This is a genomic window from Streptomyces sp. NPDC006476 (assembly GCF_040612015.1).
Classification (GTDB): Bacteria; Actinomycetota; Actinomycetes; order Streptomycetales; family Streptomycetaceae; genus Streptomyces; species Streptomyces griseorubiginosus_B.
Map to the genome: position 1 here is coordinate 149,335 of NZ_JBEXPK010000021.1, position 18,876 is coordinate 168,210.

An 18,876-nucleotide genomic window follows, 5' to 3' on the forward strand; every position below is an offset into this window, starting at 1 on the left:
ATGTCGCAGATGCCCCAGCTGTCCGCCTGCCCGAGCTGCGAGTGGCCGCTCGAGTCGGGTGACCGTTTCTGCGGTGCGTGCGGATTCGACCTGTCCGCGGTGCCGCCGCGGCCGGACGACCATCCCACGATCGCGCTCAACGGCTCGCCGCCCCCGGGCGAGGACGTGAACTGGCCGACCGTGCCCGCGCCGGGCGCCGACACCCGCGCGGCCACGCATCTGCCCACCGATCTGCCCGGCACGGACTCCGGCGGCGGCCCGCTGCCCCAGGAGCGGCCGACCGGGTCGCCGGTCTCCCCTGCCTCCGGCGTGCGCTTCGACCGGCCGCCGGAGCCCGACGAGTACCCGCTGCAGGCCCCCGACCCGCGCCTGGCCGACCTCGCGGCGGGCGGGGAGGCCAAGCTGTGCGTGGCCTGCCGCGCGGGCCGGGTGGACAGCGACGGCTACTGCGAGAACTGCGGGCACGCCCAGCCGCGGGAGCGCGACCACATGGAGCAGGAGTGCGGCCCGGCCGCCGCCGTCAGCGACCGCGGACTGCGCCACCACCGCAACGAGGACGCCTTCGGCATCGGCCACACCGCCCTGCCCGACGGCACCCCCGCCACGCTCGCGATCGTCTGCGACGGCGTCTCCTCGGCGACCCGGCCCGACGACGCCTCCCTCGCCGCCGCCGACGCCGCCAGCGAGTCCCTGCTGGCCGCGCTGCCCCGCGGCACCCACCCGCAGCAGGCGATGCACGACGCGATCGTCGCCGCCTCGCACGCGGTCAACGCCCTGGCCGCCGAGCCGGCCACGGCCCGCGAGCACTCCCCGCACCAGAACGCGCCGGCGTGCACCATCGTCGGCGCGGTCGTCACCGCCGGTCTGCTGGTCGTCGGCTGGGTCGGCGACAGCCGTGTCTACTGGGTGCCGGTGGACCGCACCTCACCGCCGGCCCGGCTCACCGAGGACGACTCCTGGGCGGCGCAGATGGTCGCCGCGGGCCTGATGAACGAGGCCGAGGCGTACGCCGACGAGCGCGCCCACGCGATCACCGGCTGGCTCGGCGCGGACGCCTACGAACTGGAGCCGCACACCGCTTCCTTCAAGCCGGACCGGCCGGGTGTAGTGGTGGTGTGCACGGACGGGCTGTGGAACTACGCGGAGGCGGCGGAGGAGATGGCCGAGACCCTGCCCGCGGACGCCGCCGTGCGGCCGCTGCACAGCGCGCAGGTCCTGGTCGGTCACGCCCTGGACGGCGGGGGCCACGACAACGTAACAGTGGCCCTCGTGCCGTTCCCGGCCGTGTCCCAGGGGGCAGGATCGGCCTGAGGCCGTTCACGGGGAGGTCTCGGCGGACCGGAGGGGACCGGTCCGCATACAGTCGTCGCCTCGCGGACGCGGGGTTCTCGAGGGGGATTTGAGTACGCATGGCCAATTTCTCGAAGTCCAACGTGCCGACGTTCTCGATGGACGTGTACCAGAACGAGTACCTGCCCGAGGGCGGCCGGGAGGTCAACGCGATCGTGACGGTGACCGCGACCGGCGGCGGCACGCTCGGCAGCGCGGTCGCGGCACCCCATCTCTACGCGCGCGGCCAGGGTCCGTCCGCGGCGGTGGCGGTCATGGTCGACTGCTCCGGCTCGATGGACTACCCGCCGACCAAGATGCGCAACGCCCGCGACGCGACCGCCGCGGCCATCGACACCCTGCGCGACGGGGTGCACTTCGCGGTCATCGGCGGCACGCACGTGGCCAAGGAGGTCTACCCGGGGGGCGGCCGGCTCGCGGTCGCCGACGCCACCACCCGGAGCCAGGCGAAGGAGGCGCTGCGCAGGCTGAGCGCGGGCGGCGGCACGGCCATCGGCACCTGGCTGCGGCTGGCGGACCGGCTGCTGTCCACCGCCGACGTCGCCATCCGGCACGGCATCCTGCTCACCGACGGCCGCAACGAGCACGAGTCGCCGACCGACCTCAAGGCGGCCCTGGACTCCTGCGCCGGGCGGTTCACCTGTGACGCACGGGGCGTGGGCACCGACTGGGAAGTGAAAGAAGTCACAGGGATCGCCTCCGCCCTGCTCGGCACCGCCGACATCGTCGCCGACCCGGCCGGTCTCGCCGCCGACTTCACGCAGATGATGGAGAAGGCGATGGGCAAGGAGGTCTCCGACGTCGCCCTGAGGGTGTGGACGCCGGTGGGCACCACCATCAAGTTCGTCAAGCAGGTGGCGCCCACGGTCGAGGAGTTGACCGACCGCCGCACCGAGGCCGGCCCGCGGGCGGGCGACTACCCCACCGGTTCCTGGGGCGACGAGTCCCGCGACTACCACGTCTGCGTGGAGGTCCCGTCCGCCGGCATCGGCCAGGAGATGCTCGCCGCCCGGGTCTCCCTCGTCATCCCGCAGCCCGACGGAAGCGCCGAGAACCTGGGCGCCCAGGGCCTGGTACGGGCCGTGTGGACCGACGACATGGCGGCCTCGACGTCGATCAACCCGCAGGTCGCCCACTACACCGGGCAGGCCGAACTGGCCCAGGCCATCCAACAGGGACTGGATCTTCGCAAAGCGGGCGATTTCGATGGAGCCACGGCCAAACTGGGCCGGGCCGTGCAGCTCGCCAGTGCCTCCGGAAACGCGGATACTGCGAAACTGCTTGCGAAGGTGGTGGACGTCGTCGACGCCGCGACGGGTACTGTGCGACTGAAGGCGAAGGTCGAGGAGGCCGACGAGATGACTCTCGAAACCCGGTCCACAAAGACTGTTCGTGTAAAGAAGTGACGTATCACCCGCCGAGTACGACCCTCCTACGACCGTAGGACCCTGAAGGAGAGGGGGAGGCGCCGACATGCCGACCTGCCCGAACGGACACCAGTCGGGTTCCGACGACTGGTGCGAGGTCTGCGGTCACCGCATGGCCGGTGCCGTGCCTCCGCCCCCGCCGCCGCCCCCGGGCGGTGGCTACGGCTTCCCGCCCCCGCAGGGCACCCAGCCCGGCGGGCGTCCGCACCTGTCCGCGGTCCCCGACCCGGAGCCGGAGCTGTGCCCGCAGTGCCGTACGCCCCGCGAGGGCGGCGCGCCCTTCTGCGAGGAGTGCCGGTGGAACTTCCTCACGAACACGGCCACCTCGTACACCCCGGCCGCCCCGCGCCCGCCGGCCCCCGGCCCGAACGTGCGCTACCAGCAGCAGCCGCCCGGCCCGTCGTACGGCGGCGGTGACTCGTACGAGTACCAGAGCTCCCGCCCGTCGCAGATGAACCGCCCCGCCGAACCGATCCCGCCCTTCGGCAGCGAGCCCTCGGGCCCGACCCCGTTCGGCAACGACCCGCGCCCGGGCGGCCCCGGCGGCCCGGCGGCCTTCGGCAACGACCCCCGGCCAGGAGGCCCGTCCGGCCCCTCCGGCTTCGGCAACGACCCCCGCCCGGGAGGCCCGTCGGGCCCCTCCGGCTTCGGCGAGGACCCGCGCCCGGGTGGCGGCCCTTCCGGTTTCGGCAACGACCCGCGGCCGGGCGGCCCGGGCGGCGGACCGTCCCCCTTCGGCAACGACCCCCGCCCCGGTGGCCCCTCCGGCTTCGGCGACGACCAGCGCCCGGGCGGCGGACCGTCCCCCTTCGGGAACGACCCGCGCCCCGGGGGCCCGTCCGGCTTCGGCAACGACCCGCGTCCCGGTGGACCGGGTGGCCCCGGTGGCCCGTCCAACTTCGGTCCCGACCCGTCCCGTCCGGTCCCGCCGCCGCCCGGCCCGACGCCGACCACCGCTCCCGGTGGCCCCGGTGGCGGCCCGCAGGGGTTCCAGGCCGGCCCGGCGGCGCCGCCCGCGTTCCCGCAGGAGACGCGGCGGCCGCAGCAGGGCGGACCGTCCTTCGGCGGCGGTGAGGACGACTGGGTGATCTCCCCGCCGTCCTCCGGCCCCGGTGCTCCGGGCGCCCCCGGGCGTCCCGGCGGCGCGGGTGGCGGCTACGGCTATCCGCAGCCCGGCTCCACCCAGGCCCCGCCCGGCCCCGGCTACGGGCGGCCGCAGGCGGGTCCGGCGACCTGGACGGCGACCATCGGTCCGGACCGCGAGTACTTCATGGCGATGATGCAGCGCTCCGGCCCGGAGGCCGCGGGCCTGAACCTGCCCGCGTACTCGCCCGAGCAGCAGCGCACGCTGTCCGGCAACCAGATCACCATCGGTCGCCGCCGGCACTCCACCGGCGACACCCCGGACATCGACCTGTCGGTGCCGCCGGAGGACCCGGGCGTCTCGCACCAGCACGCGGTGCTGGTCCAGCAGCCGGACGGCAGCTGGGCGGTCGTCGACCAGAACTCCACGAACGGCACGACGGTCAACGGCTCCGAGGAGCCGATCCAGCCGTTCGTACCGGTCCCCCTGGTGGACGGCGACCGGGTCCACGTCGGCGCCTGGACGACGATCACGATCCGCAGGAGCTAAGCGGACATGGTGAAGTCCGCAGCGGTTCGGTAGCGCCCCCGAAGGGGCGCGGGGAACTGCGCGACCGGCCACGACGGCGCCGCGGACGACCGACGGCACAGCGCGGCAATTCCGGCGGAGCGCTTTGTCAGCGGCCGGGGAGGGGCCAGACGTACGGCCCCTCCGGGTCGTCCAGCCAGGTCCACTCCCCGCCGTCGCGGATCGTCACGCCGTAGCGGTCCCGGGTGGGCCGGCCCTCGCGTTCCCACAGGGTGTAAGCCTCGTGGGGGTCGAGGCCGCCATCGGTCAGGGCGAGCAGGAAGCGGAAGAGGTCGTGGTCCCTGGCCCGGCGCGGGATCCCGTCCAGCGGGGCCGGCTCCGGCTCGGGGCGGCCGTCGCCGCGCAGGGGCACGAAGTAGGCGGCCGTGTCCAGGAAGCGGCCCTCGGCGCATCCGGTGTCCCGGACGGTCAGCGCGAGCAGTCCCGTCGCGAGCGGGGTCAGGATCCGGGCGCCCGGAGCGCACTGGGCGACCCAGGCGGGCGGGACCGAGGTCAGCGTGCAGGTGGCGATGATCCGGTCGAAGGGAGCCCGCTCGGGAACTCCGCGCGCCCCGTCGCCGGTCACGACGAGCGGGTGGTACCCGGCGGCGGCCAGGTGCCGCCGGGCCGCGTCCGTGATGTCCGGGTACAGGTCGACGGTCGTGACCAGGTCGTCGTCGCCGAGCCGGTGGGCGAGCAGGGCCGCGTTGTAGCCGGTGCCGGTGCCGATCTCCAGGACCCGGTCGCCGTCCTCCACCCCGAGCTCGGCGAGCATCCGTGCCATGAGCGAGGGCTGGCTGCTGGAGGAGATCAGCTCGCCGTCGCGCAGCCGGGTGGCCAGCGGGGTGTCCGCGTACGCCCCGCGCACCCACTTCTCCCGGGTCGGCGGATCCGGGCTCTCTCCCCAGCGCCGCTCGTATCCGCCGCGGACGCCGACGTAGTAGTACGGCACGAACAGATGCCGGGGCACCGCCTCGAACGCCTCCCGCCACACCGGATCACCGGCCCAGGCCCCGCTCGCCTCGATCTCCCGCACCAGCGCGGTCCGCGCGGCGAGGGCGAGGTCGTCCAGGTCCTTGTCGAGAGCGTGCGTGCCCATACGTCCACTGTGCTGCGGGACGCGGCGCGAGGCGAGTACCGGAGCCGGCCGGTCCGCCGGTCCTAAGGCTCAAGTCCTGGTCCCCGGCGTCTGAGAGCATGGAGGGCGTGAAAGAGATCCGGCGCGGCACGCTTCAGACGCAGACCTTCTACGAGCAGGTCGGCGGGGAGGAGACCTTCCGCCGCCTCGTGCACCGTTTCTACGAGGGGGTGGCCGAGGATCCCGTCCTGCGGCCGATGTACCCCGAGGAGGACCTGGGCCCGGCCGAGGAGCGGCTCACACTGTTCCTGATCCAGTACTGGGGCGGCCCGACGACGTACAGCGACAACCGCGGCCACCCCCGGCTGCGCATGCGCCACGCCCCCTTCGTCGTGAACCGCGAGGCCCACGACGCGTGGCTGCGGCACATGCGCGACGCCGTGGACGAGCTCGGTCTGTCCGAGGAGCACGAGCAGGAGCTGTGGCGGTATCTGACCTACGCGGCCGCCTCGATGATCAACGCTCCCGACCGAGAATGATCAACTCCCCGGAGTGAGGACGATCAATCCTCCGGACTGAACCGGTCACGATCCGGTCAAGCTCGATCTACAAGCGCTTACCCTGCACCCCGCCCCTCTGACAGCATCGGCCGGAGGTCTGGACAACTTCCGGACGGCCACGGGGGGTCGGGGTGACGGCGTTGGGGGCGGTGACGCGTCTCGTCCTGCTGCGTGCGCGCGCCCACCGTCTGCTGCTCGCCGCCGCGCTCCTGACCGTCCTGCTGACCACGGCCGTCCTGGCCGCCCTCACCGCCTACGCGGGCGCGATCGGCGACGCGGCCCTGCGCCACTCCCTGCAGAGCCCCCGGAACGCGGCGGACAGCGCCCTCGTCGTCAAGGCCGAGGTGCCCGGCGACCGCCGTGAGGCCGCCGACACCGCCGTACGGCAGGCGGCGCGGCGCGTCTTCGCCGGCCTGCCGGTGACCGTGCGGGCGCTGGTGCGGTCGGGCCCCTACGCACTCCCCCGCTCGCTCCAGCCGCCGTCCGAACGGTCCGGGGACCCCGCGCTGACGTACCTCGCGGCCCTGGACGCGACGCAGATCCGGATCGTCGAGGGCCGGGCGCCCCGCGATGCCGCGCAGGGGGTGGAGGCGGCCCTCCCGGAGACCGCCGCCCGGCGACTCGGCCTGAGACCGGGCGCCCGCCTCACCCTCGTCGACCGGCTCGGCGGCCCGAAGGTCCGGGTCACCCTGACCGGCGTGTACCGGCCCCGGGTGGCGGACGCGCCGTACTGGCAGCTGGACGATCTCGGCGGGCGGGGCGTCAAGACGGTCGACTTCACGACGTACGGCCCCCTGCTCGCCGCCCCCCAGGTAGTGACCGGTGGCCGGGTGAGCGCCGGTCAGTCGGGCTGGCTGGCGTCCGCCGACTTCTCACGGCTGACGACCGCGCGGATCGGTGAGCTGCGCAGGGCGGCCCGTTCCGGCGGCACGGCCCTGCGCGGGCAGTCCGCGCTCGGCGGGACCACGGAGGCGGCCACCGGCCTGCCCGACGTCCTCGACCGGGTCCAGCGCTCGTTGCTCGTCTCGCGTTCGACCCTGCTGATCATCGCGCTGCAGCTCGGCCTGCTCGCGGGCTGTGCGCTGCTCCTGGTGGCCCGGCTGCTGAGCGCCGAACGCAGCGCGGAGACACGGCTGTTGCGGGCCCGCGGCGCCTCCCGCACCCGGATCGCGTCCCTCGCCGCCCTGGAGGCCTTATTTCTGGCCCTGCCGGCCGTGGTGTGCGCCCCACTGCTGGCGGCCCCGCTGACTCGGCTGCTGGCGAGGCAGGGGTCGCTGGCACGGATCGGACTGCACCTGGACGTGCCGGCAGGCGGCCGGCTCGGGGTGTGGCTGGTGGCAGCGGGCGTGGCATTGGGCTGCGCGTTCGCGGTGACACTGCCGGCGCTGAGGGCAGAGGCACCCCCGCCCCGTGCGCTGCCGGGCCGGGGGCGCACGGGCGCGGGCACGAATGCGCGACGGGGCCGGGGGCGCGGGGGCGCGAGTGCGGGTTTGCGGCTGGGATGGCGGCGCACGGGCGCGAGTGCGGGTTGGGGGCCTGGCCGGGGGCGCACGGGCGCGAGTCCAGGTCTCGGGCCGGGACGGCGGCGCACTAGCGCAAGTTCAGGTCTCCGGCCAGGACAGGGGCGCATGGGCCCGAGTGCAGGTCTCCCACTGGGCAGGACGCCGACGGACCTGAGCGCAGACCTGCCACCGGACAAGACGCCCACCGGCCCGAACACCGACCTCCCACCGGACAAGACGCCCACCGGCCCAAACACCGACCTCCCACCGGACAAGACGCCCACCGGCCCAAACACCGACCTCCCACCGAGCAAGACGCCCACGAGCCCGAGTACAGGTCTCCGGCCGGGACGGAGCCGCACCGGCGTCGATCCCGGTCCGCGGCCGGGGCGGGCGCAGGTACTGCCCGGTTCGGTGCGGGGCGGTGCGGATCTGGGGCTGTTGGCGGTGGCCGGCGTGGCGTACTGGCAGCTGGGGCGGCAGACCTCCGGCGCGGTGACCCCCGCGCGCTCCGGCACCCTCGGCATCGACCCGCTCCTCGTCGCCGCGCCAGCGCTGGCGCTGCTCGCGGGAACGGTGCTGACCCTCCGTCTGCTCCCGCTCGTGGCCCGGCTCGCCGAGCACCGCGCGGCCGGCGGGCGCGGGCTGACGGCGGCGCTGGCCGGCTGGCAGCTCAGCCGCCGCCCGATGCGCGGCGCGGGCCCGGTACTGCTGCTGGTCCTCGCCGTCGCCCTCGGCATGCTCGCCATCGGCCAGGGCGCCTCCTGGACGCGCTCGCAGAGCGACCAGGCCGACTTCGCCGCGGGCGCGCCGGTCCGTGTCCTCGGCGCCGGCGAGGCCGGCCCCGGCCGCACGGAGGCGTACGCGGCCCTGCGCGGCGTACGCGAGACCGCGCCCGCCGTACGCGCCGAACTCCCGCTCTCCGGCGACCGTACGGCCGATCTGCTTGCCCTGGACACCGCGCACGCGGCGGACATGATGCTGCTGCGCCGGGACCTGTCCCCCGAGCCGGTACGGCCGCTGCTGGCACCCCTGGGCCCGAGGAAAGCGACAGCGGGAGCCCAAGTTCCCGCCCACACCACCCGGTTGGACGTGACGGCGACCCTGCGCGGCTCACGCGGCACCGGCACCTCTGCCGACGTGACGGCCACCCTGGAAGACGGTTACGGCACCCCGTACGCAGTACCGGTGGGCGAACTCCCCGGCGACGGCCACCCGCACACCCTCGAACTGCCGCTCCCCGGTGGGCCGTTGAAGCTCACGGGTCTGCAACTGGTCGTATCGGTACCGCGCGGCAGGTCCGAACAACACCGGCTCACGATCGGCGAGTTGACGGCGCAGTCGGCGGACGGGTCGGCACGGAGGATCCCGCTGCCCACGTCCTGGAAGGTGTCCTCGTCGAGCGACGGGAACGTGTCCTCGCCCGACCCGAGGACCAACCCGAAGCCTCCGACGGTGAGTTCGTCGCCGCTGACGATCACGTACGGCACCGGGTACGTGCCGGACGACGAACCCTGGGCCTCCGCCTCGCTGACGGTACGGGCCCAGGTCGCGCAGACCTCGCCGCCCGAGGTCACCGCGGTGGCGACCGACCGCTTCCTCGCCTCGGCCGGCGCGCACACCGGACAACGGGTGGACGTGACCCTCTCCGGCGAGACCGTGCCGGTGCGGATCGTGCGCTTCGTACGGGAGTTGCCGACGACGGGGGACGCGGACGGGGGCGCGCTGCTGGTGGATCTACGGGCGGTGAACCGGGTGCTGGAGTGGCGGTACGGGGTGAGTGTGACGCCGACGGAATGGTGGCTGCGGACCGACCCTGGCTCCACGGGCCGGGTCGCCGCGGCCCTGCGCGCGCTGCCCGACCTGGATCCCTCCCAGGTCGTCGTACGCGACGAGACGGCGGCGCAGCTGCGGGACGATCCGTTCGGCGCGGGTCCCGAGGCGGCGTTCGCGGCGGCGGCCGGGGTCGCGGCGGCCCTTGCCGCGGTCGGCTTCGCGGTCAGCGCGGCGGGCTCCCTGCGCGAGCGGGGCGCCGAACTCGCGGTCCTGCGCGCCCTGGGCGCCCCGCGCCGCCGGCTGGCCCGCATGATCGCCGTGGAGCAGGGCGTGCTGGTCGCGCTGGCGCTGGTGGTGGGAACGGCGCTGGGGACGGCGCTGGCGCGCGCGGTGATCCCGCTGATCGTCCTGACGACCGAGGCGACCCGCCCGGTGCCGGGCGTCCTGGTCCGGCTGCCGGTCGGGGACGTGGCGGTGCTGCTGGCCGCGGTGGCGGTGACGCCGCTCGTGGTGACGGCGGCGCTGGCGGTGCGGCGCGGTGACCCGGTGGTGTCGTTGCGGGAGCAGGGAGGCGAGTGAGATGAACTCGGTGCCGGCTCCCTGGGTGCGGACGCGGCTGCGCACCGCCCCCGTCGCCGCTCTCGCGCTCGCGCTGCTGGTGGCGGTGACCGCGTGTCTGGCGGCCGCGCTGCCGCGGGCGGTCGACCGGTACGAGGACGCCGGTCTGCGCCGGTCGGTCGAGCGGGCCCGGCCGCAGGCCACCAACGTGGCCGTGTTCGTCGAGCCGCCCTCTCCTTATATGTCGCAGCAGCGACGGGAGTTGGCGCTGAGCCCCGGACGGCTCGGCATGCAGTACGCGGGGCTCCTGCGCGCCGTCCCGCGCCCGCTGGTCGCCGACCGCACCCAGTCGACGTACGGCGTGCGCACCGCCGTACCGCTGCAGGTGCCAGATCTGTGGCTGCCGCGGCCGAGCGGGCTGCCGGCGCAGTTCTCCCTCGCCGCCCAGCAGGGCGTCGGCGCGCACGCCGAGAAGGTCACCGGCCGGCTGCCGCGGGCCACGGCTCCGGTGACGGCACAGACCCGTGACGTGGAGGCGGCCGTCACCGCCGAGACCGCCAAGTCCCTGCGCATCAAGGTCGGTTCGGTGATCCACGTACCCGGTGAGCGGCGTCCCGCGCTCGCCGTTCACATCACCGGCATCGTCACCCCGCGCGACCCGCAGGGCCCGTACTGGGCCAGTCAGCCGCTGCTGCGCACGCCCAGCCTGAACCGTGTGCCCGGCGGGGGCGCCGACGCCGCCCAGTACTGGCTGGGCGCCCTGCTGCTGGCTCCCGAGGCCGCCCCGGCGCTGCTGGGCACGCCCTCGGCCGCATGGCGTTACTGGCAGTTGGCCCCGGCGGACCTCCATCTGCACGCGTACCAGGTGGACCGCCTCCGCTCGGCCGTCGCCTCCCTGGAGTCCGGGCCGGCCCTGCGGCAGGTGCGCGCGCTGACCGACATGTCGGCGACCGTGAACACCGGCTTCGACGACGTCCTCGGCTCCTACACCGGTCTGCGCGACGGCGTTCGCCCGCTCGTCGCCGTCGCCGCCTTCGGCACGGGCACGGTCGCCGTGGTCGTGCTGCTGATGGCGGGCGGTCTCGCCGCGGACCGCCGCCGCGCCGAACTGACCCTGCTGCGCGCCCGGGGCGCCTCCCTGCCCGGCCTCGCGGCCCGTCTGTTCGCCGAGACGGCCGTCGTCGCCGTCCCGGCGGGCGCCCTGGGCCTCGCGATCGCCCTGCTCGCCCTCCCCCAGGCCCGCACCGGCCAGGCGGTCGCGTCCGCGGCGGCCGTCACCCTGCTGGCCTGTCTGACCCTGCCGCTGCGCGCGGTGGCCGCGCACCACGCCGTACGGATCCACCCGGGCCGAGGGGACGTCACGGCCGTACGACCGTCCCGGCGCCGTACGGTCGCGGAGCTGACGCTGCTCGTGGTGACCCTGGGCGCGGTGGAGACCCTCCGCCGGCAGGGCACGGACGGCGATCAACTGGCCGCGCTGGCACCGGTGTTGGTGGGAGTGGCGGCCGCCCTGCTGCTGGTGCGCCTCTACCCGCTCCCGCTGCGCGCCCTGGCCCGCCCGGCCGCCCGGCTGCGCGGCACGGTGGCCCACCTGTCCCTGGCCCGGGCGGCCCGCACCTCCGCCTCCACGGCCCTCCCTCTGCTGGCGCTGCTCACGGCCCTCACCACGGCGGCCTTCGGCGGCTCGGTCCTGGCCGGCGTCCACGCGACCCGCGACCGGGCGGCTCTCCTCACGGTCGGCGCGGACGCCCGCGTCGAAGCGGCGACGGGAGCGCTGCCGACGGCTCTGCCGGACCGGGTCCGCCGGACGCCGGGGGTGCGGGGGACGGCCGCGGTGAGCATCGAGTACCAGGCGAAGCCCGGCGACCAGAGCACCTCGGTGCCGCTGGTGGGCGTAGACCCGCGCAGTTACGCCGAGTTGGCGTCCCGGACGGGGCTCGGCGCCTTCGGCGAGGGCGAGTTGACGGGCCGCGCGGCGGACGGCACGGTCCCGGCAATGGCCTCCGCCTCCGTCGCCTCGCGCTACGGCACCCGGCCGCTGGCGGTCCGTCTGGAGGACGGCGGCACCATCACCGTCCGCATCACGGCGGTCCGCTCCCGCACGCCGGCGGTGATCGGCGACGACTTCCTGGTGGTGAACCGCACGGCCCTCACGCCCGCCACCCGCCGCCCCACCGCCCTCCTCCTCACCGGCTCCCATCTCGACGTCCCCGCCCTGCGCCGGGCCATCGGTGACTCGGCGCCGCTGCAACTGCGTTCCGCCGAACGCGCCCGCTACGCCGACTCCCCGCTCCAGTCCGGCGCGGAACACGTCTACACGGCGGCGGTGGCGGCGGGCGCGGGTTACGCCGTCCTGTCCCTCCTCCTCACGCTCCTGCGTACGTTCCCCGAACGCACGGCTCTGCTGGCCCGGTTGCGCACGATGGGGCTCCCCCGTTCCGCCGGCCGCCGTCTGCTGGTCCTGGAGTCCCTGCCGCAGGCGGGGCTGGCGGCGCTGGGCGGCACCCTGACGGGCTGGGCGACGATCCGGCTCCTGTCCCCGGGGCTGGACCTGACGACGGTGGCGGTGGCCGGCCACCAAGCCCCGGTCGGGGACGCGGCGTTGCGTACGGACGTGACGTCCCTGTTCCTCCCGGCGGTCACGATCGTGCTGGTGACGGTGGGAGTGGCGGGAGTTCAGGCGTGGTGGACGGGGCGGCGGGGGACGGTCGGGGAGTTGCGGGCGGGGGATGCGCGATGAGTGGTGCCCTTCGGATGATGAGTGGTGGCCTTCGGATACCGACGCCGACAGCTGGGAGCGTGTGATGACAGGGACCGACCCCACCCTCGCCGATCTCGCGGCCCGCGCCCGGTCCGCCCGTGAGCAGCCCGTCTACGGCCAGGACGCGCTCATCACCTGCGACCGGCTGGTCCGCGTCTTCTCCACGGACGGCATCGAGGTCCAGGCCCTGCAAGGCCTCGACCTCCTCGTGCAGGAGGGCGAACTGATGGCCCTGGTGGGCGCGTCCGGCAGCGGCAAATCCACGCTCATGAACATCCTCGCCGGCCTCGACACCCCCACGGCCGGAGCCGCCCGCGTCGCCGGGCAGGACCTCCTCACGATGACCGCGAAGGACCGCCTCACCTACCGCCGCAGCACCGTCGGCTTCGTCTGGCAGCAGACCTCCCGCAACCTCCTCCCCTACCTCACCGCGGCCCAGAACATCGCCCTCCCGATGCAGCTGGCCGGCCCGGGCAAACGCCGCAAGCAGGCCGAACGCGCCCTGGAACTCCTGGAGTTGCTGGAGATCCCCGACTGCGGCGACCGCCGCCCGCATCAGCTCTCCGGCGGCCAGCAGCAACGCGTGGCGATCGCCGTCGCCCTCGCCAACGACCCCGCGGTCCTGCTCGCCGACGAACCCACCGGCGAACTCGACTCCCACACCGCCGAGCAGGTCTTCGCCGCGTTCCGCACCGCGAACGAACGCCTCGGCACGACCATCGTGATCGTCACCCACGACCAGGCGGTGGCCGGGGAGGTCCGCCGCACGGTCGCCATCCGCGACGGCCGCACCTCCACGGAGGTCCTGCGCCGCAGCGAGGTCGACGAGACGACCGGCCACGAGACGGTGGTCGCCCGCGAGTACGCCATGCTGGACCGAGCGGGCCGCCTCCAGCTGCCCGCCGAGTACACACAGGCCCTGGGCATGCGCGACCGCGTTGCCCTCGAACTGGAACCGGACCACATCGCCGTATGGCCGGACGACAGCGACCGGACGTGAGGCGGTGGACGGTCAGCGGACGCTGACGTCCAGCGCGCCGAGTCCCGCCCGGCGTACGGCGATCGACCCGTACGGGGTCCGCAGCCGCAGCCACGCCCCCGACGAGAACAACGCCGGCTCGGTGCCCCCGGCGCGCAGGAACCCCAGGGACTGGGCCGCGTGTACGGCCCGTACCGGAAGGCGGGTGTCACCGACCGTGCGGGACCATATCTCCCGCCCGATCCGGTCGAGTTCGGCCCGGGTACGCCGCTCGGGCGCCAACTTCTCGGTCCGGAACCGGAATTCGGCGACCGCGGCGGACACCATGGCCCGCAGCGCGTCCGGCGCCGGCAGACCCGGCTCGGGCCGCCAGCCACCGCGCGGGGGCAGCACTCCCGCCCACGGCGGTCCGGTCACCGCGTCCGGGACGGCGGCCGTGGCCGCCGACTCGTCCACGGATTCGAGGAGTTCACCGGCGGAGACGGTCACGTCCAGGGTGACGTCCAGCCCGTTCTCGTACGGCTTCGCCAGCCGCACGGCGCGGATCGCCAGCACCTCGAAGGACGGCGGGCGCCCGAAGACGGCGAGCGCGGTGCCGGCGGCCTGCAGACGGACGGCGGCCCCGCGGTCGTAGTGCAGCAGCCGGGAGAGGAAGGCCGCGAAGTCCGCTGCCTCCCCCTCGTCGGCGAGGTGGAGCACCGTCATGCGGCGACGGCCTCGTCGTCGTCGCGGTACTCGCTGAGGAACTCGCGCTCCTCGTCGGTGAGCCGGCGCGGCCGCTCGTGCTCGAAGTCGAACGGCACGACCACCGTCGAGGCGCGCACGTAGACCAGGTCGTCGTCCTTCACCTCGTAGGCGATGGTGAAGGACGCGGCCCGGATCTCCGTGACCCACAGCTCGATGTCCACCGGGTGGTGCCGGTGGACGAGCTGGCGCTTGTAGTCGATCTCATGGCGCGCCACCACGGACCCCTGCTTGAAGTCCTTCTCCGGCCGGAACAGGAAGTCGATACGGGCTTCCTCCAGGTACCGGATGAAGACGGCGTTGTTGACATGGCCGTAGGCGTCCATGTCCGACCAGCGCAGGGGGCAGCGGTAGATGTGGCGCAAGACCGATCAGCCCCGGGTCAGCTTCTTGTAGGTGGCACGGTGCGGACGCGCCGCGTCCGGGCCGAGCCGCTCGATCTTGTTCTTCTCGTACGACTCGAAGTTGCCCTCGAACCAGAACCACTTGGAGTCGCCCTCGTAGGCGAGGATGTGGGTCGCGACCCGGTCCAGGAACCACCGGTCGTGGGAGACGACCACGGCGCAGCCGGGGAACTCCAGCAGCGCGTTCTCCAGGGAGCTGAGCGTCTCCACGTCGAGGTCGTTGGTCGGCTCGTCGAGGAGCAGCAGGTTGCCGCCCTGCTTGAGGGTGAGCGCGAGGTTGAGCCGGTTGCGCTCACCGCCGGAGAGCACGCCGGCGGGCTTCTGCTGGTCGGGGCCCTTGAACCCGAAGGCGGACACGTACGCCCGGCTGGGCATCTCGACCTGGCCCACGTTGATGTAGTCCAGCTCGTCCGACACGACGGCCCAGAGGGTCTTCTTCGGGTCGATGTTCTCGCGGCTCTGGTCGACGTAGGAGATCTTGACGGTCTCGCCGACCTTGATGGTGCCGGAGTCCGGGGTCTCCAGACCCTGGATCATCTTGAAGAGGGTGGTCTTGCCGGCGCCGTTGGGGCCGATGACGCCGACGATCCCGTTGCGCGGGAGCGTGAAGGAGAGATCCTCGATGAGGACCTTCTCGCCGAAGGCCTTGTTGAGGTTGTTGACCTCGACGACGATGCTGCCGAGCCGCGGGCCCGGCGGGATCTGGATCTCCTCGAAGTCCAGCTTCCGCATCTTCTCCGCCTCGGCGGCCATCTCCTCGTACCGGGCGAGACGCGCCTTGGACTTGGCCTGCCGCCCCTTGGCGTTGGACCGCACCCACTCGAGCTCTTCCTTGAGCCGCTTGGCGCGCTTGGCGTCCTTCTGCCCCTCGACCTTCAGACGGGTCTGCTTGGTCTCCAGGTACGTGGAGTAGTTGCCCTCGTACGGGTAGGCGCGCCCGCGGTCGAGCTCGAGGATCCACTCGGCGACGTTGTCGAGGAAGTACCGGTCGTGGGTGATCGCGACGACGGTGCCCGCGTACTTGGCGAGGTGCTGCTCCAGCCAGCTCACCGACTCGGCGTCGAGGTGGTTGGTGGGCTCGTCGAGGAGCAGCAGGTCGGGGGCCTCGAGCAGCAGCTTGCACAGCGCCACACGCCGCCTCTCACCACCGGAGAGGGTGGTCACGGGCCAGTCACCGGGAGGGCACCCGAGCGCGTCCATGGCCTGCTCCAGCTGAGCATCCAGATCCCACGCGTTGGCGTGGTCCAGCTCCTCCTGCAGCTTGCCCATCTCGTCGAGCAGCGCGTCGCTGTAGTCGGTGGCCATCAGCTCGGCGATCTCGTTGAACCGGTCGAGCTTGCCCTTGATCTCGGCGACACCCTCCTGGACGTTCTCCAGGACCGTCTTCTCCTCGTTCAGCGGGGGCTCCTGCAGCAGGATCCCGACGCTGTACCCGGGCGACAGGAAGGCATCACCGTTCGACGGCTGCTCCAACCCCGCCATGATCTTCAGAACCGTCGACTTACCGGCCCCGTTCGGACCGACGACACCGATCTTCGCTCCCGGCAGGAAGTTCAGGGTGACATCATCGAGGATCACCTTGTCGCCGTGCGCCTTGCGCGTCTTGCGCATGGTGTAAATGAACTCAGCCAAGAGAAACCGTCCGGCAGCTTGAAATCTGGCAGTGGGCAGATACACCCCATCTTGCCTGAGGTCCACCCTTGGGTGGTAACCCGTTTGGTCGGGGGGCTGTGACCTGGGGGTTCGTCGTCGGCGACGGTAGCTCGACTGTCACTGTCGGTCGTCGTTGGTCGGCGTCGGGCACCCTCGCACGGCCCAGAGACGGCCCAGGATCGGGGCTGCTCACTCAAGCGGCTGGGGCGCCACCCGCAGCTGCTCGCTGTGGAGCCAGGTGAAGGTGCGGTCGGGTTCGAGGTGGGCGTCTCCCCAGTGGATGACGTGGATGCCGTTCTCTGGGTCGGCTGTGAAGAAGAGGCACACGAGCTTCGTGGAGGCGCCGAGGGCCTCGAAGGTCTCGTGCAGCTCCTCGTACTCCTCGGTGGTGAGCTCGTCGTCAAGAGGGAAGAGGCCGTCTTGCGGCTCCGGCCCGTGGCTCAGGAGCATCCTCCTGCGCGTGGGGGAAGCGTTGGCCGCCAGCCGCGCACGTTCGAGGGGCCTGGGGCGGTCGGCGTACTTAAAGGGGAAGAGCGCGTGGTCGTTGATGACGGCGTATTCGTACCCGCGCACGTCGCGCACGGCTTCGTCCAGCTCACGAGCCGTATCCGCGAGGTTCTCGCGCACTGCCTCGGCCAGGGTGGAGCCGTAAGGGCTGCGCTTCTTCAGCCTTGCGGTGAGGTGAACGGCATGAGCCCGCGCGTGAGCCCTGGCCAGTTGCTCCGGAATCGCCTCGACCAGCCTGCCGGCATGCCGCCCAAACCGCTTTATGGCCCACTCCGACGGCTCACCGCGATTGCCACCCAGCACGGACATACAGAGTCCCCCTCCCCCGGTCACCCCGCCTATCAACTGTGTGACACGTACATGAAGCGCCAACAAGGGCGTGGATTTAGCCACGCGGCGTGAAGGGGCCTGCTGGGGCGTGTCGGGGGCTTGGAGCGAGGGCTTAGAAGGCGCCTGCTGCTTGAGACACAACGGTGTTCTGACCTGCCGCGCTGACCGGGACAGCACCAGGGGCTTCCAACTTCGATACGCATTCGACAACGGCGCCCAGAGATGCGCCACTCTGCTCGTAGCGGACTCCTGCAGGGTCGTTCGGTGGCCGCGGCGCCGCGCCCATCGGAGGGCGGGCCACAACGCTTGACCGTTGCAGCTTCAATGGTGTCCATGAGCGAAGGGATCTACACGCTTGCCGGTGCAGTCGTTGGAGGCCTCGTCGGTGTGCTGGGCACCATAAGTGCCGCGCGTGTCACGGGACGAGACCAGAGGCAGAATCAGCACGAACAGTAGCGCCGTCAGCTGCGCAGGGATGCATATAGTCAGTTTCTCATCCGGGCTGGAGCTGCGCTCCGCGCTGCCGAAGCGGCTCATGAATCTGCCCGAACAGATGCCAGTGACGTCTCTCAGCGTTTCGATGAATTGAAGGCTGCCTGCGAACAGCTGGAGGAGGCGGCCACGTTGGTGATGTTGGAGGGTCCAGGGCATATAGCGGACGCTGCCATGAATGCTTACTTCCACATCGATGCTTGGAGAAGCGCTCTGCGCGCGGCGCACAGCGGTTATCCCGACCTTCGAGACGCGGCTTGGGACAGGGCTATGCAAGCCAACAGCGACTCCGAGCAGTGTGTTGAGGAGTTCGCCCCAATGTGCCGTGAGTTGCTTGATCAGAACTAGGTTTCACTGTCTGATGACGAAACCCTGCCGTAGCGGACCCAATGCTTGGTGATCGCTCTGGAGGCCATCAGGGAGGCTGCGCTGTGGACCTCGCCGCAAGGATTCGAGTGAGACAGACGGTCAACTTCCGGTCAGGGCCCACAAGGTCACAGTGATACCGATGGCTGCGACGCCGACGTGGAGGGCAAGCCATATGACATAGAGACGAAGATTGAAGAGCTTGGGGAACTGAGCTTGTTGATCGCGGTACGTGCCGGCCCAACCAGGTTCGATCTCAAGGCCCGCGTGCAGCGCACTCAGCTTGCCTCGAAGGCTCTGCGCCTGCGCAGCGTGGAGTGCCGAGCGCTCGCGGTACTTCAGACAAGCCAGGGCCCCGTACAGCCCCAGGAGCGTCATCGGCATGGTCACCACCAGGACTGACGGGTGCAGGCCCTTCTGGGCAACGAATCCCAACCCGGCAGCCACAACCAAGATCACGATATTGGTGAGCTGCGCCCTTTGATTCTCGGTCTGCCGGAGCTGGTCGCGCTGCTCCTTCCAGAGTTCGAGCAAGACGTCGCTGTCGTCCGCCATAGCCCCCCAGCTTCTTCGGCTTCTGCGCGTGCAGGCTGTATCGAGACCAGTGTCAGCGATTGTGCCGACGACAGGTCGGCCAGTCTAGCCTCGATCTTTCGTGAGGGGCCGTCAGCTTACTGACGGCCCCTCTTCGGTTTTGTTGTGCGGGTGTTTTCGGTGTCCGGGCAGGGCGGGGGCCCG

The 18,876-nt window shown here is 72.5% G+C and carries 14 protein-coding genes; 7 read left to right on the forward strand and 7 right to left on the reverse strand.

All coding sequences use genetic code 11. The annotated features are described in order from the left end of the window. The 3 genes from ABZZ74_RS24670 (at position 1) to ABZZ74_RS24680 (ending at position 4,410) form a co-directional block, all read left to right on the forward strand. A complete protein-coding gene (locus ABZZ74_RS24670) occupies positions 1-1,311 on the forward strand; it encodes a protein phosphatase 2C domain-containing protein (RefSeq protein ID WP_356768336.1) in 1,311 nt (436 codons plus the stop codon). A gap of 98 nt (positions 1,312-1,409) precedes the next feature. Continuing rightward, on the forward strand, positions 1,410-2,756 hold the full coding sequence (locus ABZZ74_RS24675) for a VWA domain-containing protein (RefSeq protein WP_356768338.1): 1,347 nt from the start codon (positions 1,410-1,412) through the stop codon (positions 2,754-2,756). A gap of 67 nt (positions 2,757-2,823) precedes the next feature. Further along, positions 2,824-4,410 carry an FHA domain-containing protein gene (locus tag ABZZ74_RS24680; RefSeq protein WP_356768340.1) on the forward strand — a complete coding sequence of 529 codons (1,587 nt, stop codon included), beginning with the start codon at positions 2,824-2,826 and terminating at the stop codon, positions 4,408-4,410. A gap of 127 nt (positions 4,411-4,537) precedes the next feature. On the opposite strand, the gene ABZZ74_RS24685 is transcribed toward ABZZ74_RS24680, so the two are convergent. Then, a complete protein-coding gene (locus tag ABZZ74_RS24685) occupies positions 4,538-5,527 on the reverse strand; it encodes a methyltransferase domain-containing protein (protein WP_356768342.1) in 990 nt (329 codons plus the stop codon). A gap of 98 nt (positions 5,528-5,625) precedes the next feature. Between ABZZ74_RS24685 and ABZZ74_RS24690 the strand changes: the two genes are divergently transcribed. The 4 genes from ABZZ74_RS24690 to ABZZ74_RS24705 all read left to right on the forward strand — a co-directional run bounded on the left by ABZZ74_RS24690 (position 5,626) and on the right by ABZZ74_RS24705 (position 13,663). Further along, positions 5,626-6,045, forward strand: a complete 420-nt coding sequence (locus ABZZ74_RS24690; protein WP_356768344.1) for a globin — start codon at positions 5,626-5,628, stop codon at positions 6,043-6,045. Positions 6,046-6,215: 170 nt separating this feature from the next. After that, on the forward strand, positions 6,216-9,923 hold the full coding sequence (locus ABZZ74_RS24695; RefSeq protein ID WP_356768346.1) for an FtsX-like permease family protein: 3,708 nt from the start codon (positions 6,216-6,218) through the stop codon (positions 9,921-9,923). A gap of 1 nt (position 9,924) precedes the next feature. After that, positions 9,925-12,642 carry an ABC transporter permease gene (locus ABZZ74_RS24700; RefSeq protein WP_356768348.1) on the forward strand — a complete coding sequence of 906 codons (2,718 nt, stop codon included), beginning with the start codon at positions 9,925-9,927 and terminating at the stop codon, positions 12,640-12,642. Positions 12,643-12,706: 64 nt separating this feature from the next. Further along, entirely contained in the window at positions 12,707-13,663 is a 957-nt protein-coding gene (locus ABZZ74_RS24705) for an ABC transporter ATP-binding protein (protein WP_356768350.1), read from the forward strand. A gap of 12 nt (positions 13,664-13,675) precedes the next feature. On the opposite strand, the gene ABZZ74_RS24710 is transcribed toward ABZZ74_RS24705, so the two are convergent. The 6 genes from ABZZ74_RS24710 to ABZZ74_RS24735 form a co-directional block, all read right to left on the reverse strand. Further along, the gene (locus tag ABZZ74_RS24710; protein ID WP_356768352.1) at positions 13,676-14,347 is read right to left on the reverse strand and encodes a hypothetical protein; all 672 of its coding nucleotides are present in this window, start codon (positions 14,345-14,347) and stop codon (positions 13,676-13,678) included. After that, positions 14,344-14,751 (reverse strand): thioesterase family protein, encoded by a 408-nt coding sequence (locus tag ABZZ74_RS24715; protein ID WP_356768354.1) that lies wholly within the window; start codon positions 14,749-14,751, stop codon positions 14,344-14,346. Before ABZZ74_RS24715 ends, ABZZ74_RS24710 begins: the two co-directional genes overlap by 4 nt. Positions 14,752-14,757: 6 nt before the next feature. Next, the gene (gene ettA / locus ABZZ74_RS24720; protein WP_356768356.1) at positions 14,758-16,422 is read right to left on the reverse strand and encodes an energy-dependent translational throttle protein EttA; all 1,665 of its coding nucleotides are present in this window, start codon (positions 16,420-16,422) and stop codon (positions 14,758-14,760) included. A gap of 210 nt (positions 16,423-16,632) precedes the next feature. Next, on the reverse strand, positions 16,633-17,259 hold the full coding sequence (locus ABZZ74_RS24725; protein WP_356768358.1) for a hypothetical protein: 627 nt from the start codon (positions 17,257-17,259) through the stop codon (positions 16,633-16,635). A gap of 342 nt (positions 17,260-17,601) precedes the next feature. Next, positions 17,602-18,000, reverse strand: coding sequence for a hypothetical protein (locus ABZZ74_RS24730; protein WP_356768360.1), 399 nt, complete (start codon positions 17,998-18,000; stop codon positions 17,602-17,604). Between the two features lie 240 nt (positions 18,001-18,240). After that, complete coding sequence (locus ABZZ74_RS24735) at positions 18,241-18,693, reverse strand: hypothetical protein (RefSeq protein WP_356768362.1); 453 nt, start codon at positions 18,691-18,693, stop codon at positions 18,241-18,243. Between the last annotated feature and the right edge of the window lie 183 nt (positions 18,694-18,876).

Coding starts and splice junctions, on each gene's coding strand:
- ABZZ74_RS24670 (WP_356768336.1), top strand. CDS start 1: ATGTCGCAGATGCCCCAGCTGTCCGCCTGCCCGAGCTGCGAGTGGCCG.
- ABZZ74_RS24675 (WP_356768338.1), top strand. CDS start 1,410: ATGGCCAATTTCTCGAAGTCCAACGTGCCGACGTTCTCGATGGACGTG.
- ABZZ74_RS24680 (WP_356768340.1), top strand. CDS start 2,824: ATGCCGACCTGCCCGAACGGACACCAGTCGGGTTCCGACGACTGGTGC.
- ABZZ74_RS24685 (WP_356768342.1), bottom strand. CDS start 5,527: ATGGGCACGCACGCTCTCGACAAGGACCTGGACGACCTCGCCCTCGCC.
- ABZZ74_RS24690 (WP_356768344.1), top strand. CDS start 5,626: ATGGAGGGCGTGAAAGAGATCCGGCGCGGCACGCTTCAGACGCAGACC.
- ABZZ74_RS24700 (WP_356768348.1), top strand. CDS start 9,925: ATGAACTCGGTGCCGGCTCCCTGGGTGCGGACGCGGCTGCGCACCGCC.
- ABZZ74_RS24705 (WP_356768350.1), top strand. CDS start 12,707: ATGACAGGGACCGACCCCACCCTCGCCGATCTCGCGGCCCGCGCCCGG.
- ABZZ74_RS24710 (WP_356768352.1), bottom strand. CDS start 14,347: ATGACGGTGCTCCACCTCGCCGACGAGGGGGAGGCAGCGGACTTCGCG.
- ABZZ74_RS24725 (WP_356768358.1), bottom strand. CDS start 17,259: ATGTCCGTGCTGGGTGGCAATCGCGGTGAGCCGTCGGAGTGGGCCATA.
- ABZZ74_RS24735 (WP_356768362.1), bottom strand. CDS start 18,693: ATGGCGGACGACAGCGACGTCTTGCTCGAACTCTGGAAGGAGCAGCGC.